At 47.2% G+C, this 4,762-nt stretch carries 4 protein-coding genes; all 4 read right to left on the minus strand.

The genetic code is table 11. From position 1 onward, the window contains the following. Positions 1-167 precede the first annotated feature (167 nt). The 4 genes from DEF47_RS09390 to rplI all read right to left on the minus strand — a co-directional run bounded on the left by DEF47_RS09390 (position 168) and on the right by rplI (position 4,572). Positions 168-659, minus strand: coding sequence for a hypothetical protein (locus DEF47_RS09390; protein WP_041304666.1), 492 nt, complete (start codon positions 657-659; stop codon positions 168-170). 78 nt (positions 660-737) lie between these two features. Next, positions 738-1,835, minus strand: coding sequence for a WXG100 family type VII secretion target (locus DEF47_RS09395; protein WP_012191062.1), 1,098 nt, complete (start codon positions 1,833-1,835; stop codon positions 738-740). 318 nt (positions 1,836-2,153) lie between these two features. After that, positions 2,154-3,935, minus strand: a complete 1,782-nt coding sequence (gene dnaB / locus DEF47_RS09400; protein ID WP_012191061.1) for a replicative DNA helicase — start codon at positions 3,933-3,935, stop codon at positions 2,154-2,156. A 130-nt stretch (positions 3,936-4,065) separates the two neighbouring features. After that, positions 4,066-4,572, minus strand: a complete 507-nt coding sequence (gene rplI / locus DEF47_RS09405; RefSeq protein WP_012191060.1) for a 50S ribosomal protein L9 — start codon at positions 4,570-4,572, stop codon at positions 4,066-4,068. Positions 4,573-4,762: the final 190 nt, after the last annotated feature.

Here is a 4,762-nt window from a genome sequence, read left to right on the forward strand (position 1 = left end):
CACTGCGGCGGGAGAGGGGCATTCCAATAGTCATGCTGGGATGGGTTTCCCCCTCGCTTGCTCGGCGGAGAGGGGGCTAGGGGGTGAGGGCATGCCAGTCGGCGGTAAATCCCACCCAACCTTAAAACCCACCCTTGTAAGGAGTAGGCTATGGGTCAGGGCACTTACTACTCAACCAACTTGCCAAGTTGGCGCAAATGCTGCTTGACGGCTTCGGCAATCGCCGGATCAGGATTGAGAAATGGATATGATTGTGCTGTTTGAAGCAATGACCCATAGCGAAAACTATAGAATATATGATTTTGACGAAAACTCGAATACATAGCGGTCTCGTCAGAAGGGATAAATCGGGCCGTATCTTCTGAAAGTAAGGAGGTTAAGATGATTCGTTGTTGTTGAAACACCACGATGACTTTGCTGCCTTCATGCATAAAAAAGGGAGTTTCTTGCGGTCGATTATGCCAAGAATTTATGATCTTAATAGTTTGTTCACGCCAATCGTAGGCAATGATATCCGATTCATGAATTATATAGGCGGCATGTTCTAAATCAATTGTTGATAAAAGATTCAATGTATCAGAAATATGTGGGTTAGCGGCTTTTTGAGAATTTATATCTTCATTGGTAAAGATATAAATTTTTAATTCGTTATTATCCACAATATTCTCCTTATTCGTGCAAGAAATTAAAAATAATATTATTAGTAATAAATATTTATATTTTTTCATTATTAACCTCTATTTGCAATAACCTGAATCTTCACATCTTTTCATATAATTAATCATTGTTGCTTCAGCAGAAATGTCTAATTCCTCTTTTGTATGGGTATAATTTACTAAACCCTCGTTTGGATGGGGTTTCCCCAAAGATGAAATAGGTTCAAAACCCTTTCTTGGAGTATACCAATTATAAGGTACAAGATTTAATATCGCATCATTATCGTTCATTTTAGAATGCCAGGTTTCTAATGAAACAGGCTGACTGAAAAGAGATGGATCGATAACCATCGGTGTAATTGAACCATCATTATTTCTAACCTTGACTGTTGGTGCAACATGCCATCCCCAGTCCACAATCCCATCATATGAGCTTACATCATCATACTTTTGATCAGAATAACGATATTCGGTTGGTACAGTAAGATGGGTATCAGGGGCTGTTCCTGATGCTTGGATATACGCTTTCTCTAACGATTCTAGCGGTATACCATACCGTTCATGAATCCGATAGGTCATAAGATGTGCCCGTGCATAACAGCCATCATTAGCATACTTGAATGCAATATCTGGCTCATTGGCCATATCGTTAAAAATAATGGTTGCTTCTGCCTCACTTACTGAGCCATCAGGATGAGGATTGACCTTATCGCCAAAATTCTTTTGCCACTCAGCAAACAATTGCTGCGCCAATTCGATCAGCTTTTGCACGAATGGCAGTTTCAGTGGTGGTTCAGGCGGGGTTGGGGTTGGGGTGTTCGCATCAGCCTCTTGAACCAACATCGCACCATTACCACCTACGGCCATCGCGCCAACATCGCCGCGAAACAGCGCGGCGGCTTCAGCCTCGGCATCGGCCATGATCTTCCGAATGGCCTTGGTGGTTTCAACACTGCCTTGCAAGACGTGGAGCAAGCGCTGAAAAGCTGGCTTAACTACATGGTCAAATTCTTGAAAACAGGCGTTGGCGGCGTTGCCTTGCCATTGGCCAGCTTGTAACGCGGCCATGGTTTGGCAGAGGCTGGCTTGAATCGTTTGGCTCTGATCATGCAGTTTTTGGAAACGTTGAATGATCGGATCGACTACGGCATAGTCGATCTGCACAATGGTTGCGGGCATCTTAATAAAACCTCATACCGAGGAGGGGAACTCTGGCAAACATGCGGGAAAATTGGAGAGGATCGCCCTCAGTTCTACTCAATGCTGTTGATTATAACGGCATAGCTAGCTAGTGCAAGGGTGATTTTAGGGGATGCTGGGTTTGTTTGAGAATGGATTTGTTGTTCCCTCACCCCCTAATTCCCTCTCCCGCACGCGAGGCGAGGGGGAACCGTCCATCATGATGATTGGAACGCCCCTCTCCCGCCGCAGTGGGAGAGGGGTTGGGGGGTGAGGGAATGTTAAAACCTACTCTTGTAAGGCTAGGGGGTGAGGGCACTAATAGCCTTCAGGTTGGCGATAGGTCTCTAAATTGGAAAATTTCGTTGTCGAGCGAAAAAAGCGCAAAGGCACGATCCCGGTTGGGCCGTTACGGTGCTTGGCTAGGTGAATTTCGGCGATGCCCTTCTTATCAGTTTCGGGATCATACAGCTCTTCACGATAAATAAACATCACGATATCCGCATCTTGCTCGATACTGTTATGCACAATGATATTATTTGCCACAAAATTATGGAGCGTATCCACCGTCAAATCATAAACTGGCTCAACGCCATCAGGCTCGATGCTAATGATTGTTTCCCATTCAATCGCGGTTGGTTGGCTGTTGCTACCCAATTCATGGGCAATTTCCTGTGAGATGGCAATTTGGCTGGTTTGATGCAACTGATCAAGCCGTTGCCAACCATCAATGGTTAAGAATTTATGGTTAACCGTGGCGCGAATACTGCGCCCTAGCTTAGTACGGAGTTTAAAAACAGGTTTTGTGCCAGTTGTAAAGGCATGGGTAACAGGCCATGATTCAAGTTTCCAAGTTGCTTGATTCAGCGCTAGAACATTAAAGCCTTGTTGCCCAACTAATTGATCGATTCGGACATAATGACCTTGATCAGGCAAATAGATTTGGGTATCGCCTGTGAGACACCCTGATTCGCGCAAATCGGAGAGCATGGGAACGTGGGTGGTGCGGCTTTCGACGGCCCGCGAAAGCTGCGAAAGCGCAATCACTGGCACATTGATTTCGCGGGCCAAGGCCTTGAGTCCACGGCTAATTTCGCTAATTTCCTGGACACGGTTGCCATCGCGTTTGCCGCCACCCTGCATCAACTGCAAATAATCGATGATAATCAGATCGATGCCTGCCTCAGCTTGCAAGCGCCGACATTTGGAGCGCACATCCATAATGCTGGCTCCAGGTGAATCATCGATATAAATTGACATGGTGGAGAGTTTACCAAGCGCCTCGGTCAGCAACTGCAAATCACTATCGCGAATTTGGCCAGTCCTCAGCTTTTGCATATCCACGCCAGTTTCGGTGGCCAAAATCCGCTGCATCAGCTGATCGCGACTCATTTCAAGGCTAAAAATCGCCACGCAGGCCTCAGATTCCTTGGCGGCGTTGTAGGCAATATTCAAGGCCAAGCTGGTTTTGCCAGTGGCTGGCCGCGCCGCCAAAATCAACAAGTCGGAGCGTTGCAAGCCACCAGTTAATTTATCAAAATCGGTAAAGCCTGTTTTGAGGCCCACAACTTCGCCGCCGCGCTCCTGCATTTGGCTAATTTGCTCGAAGAAACTATCGACAACTGCACCGATATGAATAAAGCCATCGGCGGTACGCCGCTGCGAAACCGCAAATAATTCTGATTCGGCCTGATCGAGCGCAGCCTCAAGCTCTTGAGTTTCGTCATAACCGAGGGCCGCAATCTTGCCGCCAGCGATGATCAAACGGCGCAATAGTGCGGTGCGTTCAACGATGCGGGCATAATATTCGACGTGCACCGAGGTTGGCACACTATTCGAAAGCTCAAGCAAATACTGAACCCCGCCGACGACCTCTAATTGATCTTTGCGGCGCAGCTCATCGGTAACATTGACCAAATCGGGTGGCACACGGCGGTTGTAACAAGCCACTTGGGCATTAAAAACCAAGCCATGCTTTTCAAGATAAAAATAGTCGCTAGCAAGCCAAGGTGCAACTGGAATAATTGCATCACGATCAAGCAAAATCGAACCAAGGGTGGCACGTTCGGCGTTAATATCGGCGGGTAACGACTTATCCATAGCGACCTCGGATGTGGAAAATGTTGGGATAACGGGTGGATACACAGTCGAAAAGCTGTGGAAACCAACGGCTAAAGCACTGATGCCGCGCTCATTGGCGCGGCATCAGCGGTTGGACCAAACGAATGAACTAGGCTTCGGTGCTCGCAACTTCGGCAGCTTCGGCTGCGGGCTGAACACTACCTTCACCATTTTCACCTTCGACCACCACATTGATGTGTGGTTCGAGACCAGCGAGCAACCGCACGCCGATTGAATACACACCAGTGCGCTTGATTGGCTCGTCGAGTTGGATTTTGCGGCGATCAACTTCTTGACCGATGGCTGCTTGCAGTTTTTCAGCAATGTCTGAGCTGGTTACTGAACCATACAAGCGATCTTGTTCGCCCACTTTGGTGACGAACTTCAAGGTTACGCCATTGATGCTGTCGGCCAAACCACGTAATTCTTCACGTTGTTTAGCTTCGAGTTTGCGTTGTTTGGCCAAGCGTTCTTCAGCTTGCTTGATCAAACCAGGTGTTGCAAACACAGCCAGCTTCTTTGGCAATAAATAATTGCGACCGTAGCCACCAGATACTTCTTTGATGTCGCCCGCAGTACCAAGGTGTTCGACATCTTGAATCAACAGAACCTTCACGGAATAGCTCCTTTAGTTTAGCGGTGCTGGTGCCCGCCACATCTGCGGGCTTGTATTTACAACCCTCATCAGGTGAGGGAGCATACCATGAGAATAGCCCCAAATTTGGGGCTGCGCGTTATCTTACCATAGATCATAATTTCTCGTCAAAGTCTTTTAGTAAGGCAAAAGGCAAAAATCAGAAGTCAAA

Source organism: Herpetosiphon sp. (assembly GCF_003512625.1).
Classification (GTDB): Bacteria; Chloroflexota; Chloroflexia; order Chloroflexales; family Herpetosiphonaceae; genus Herpetosiphon; species Herpetosiphon aurantiacus.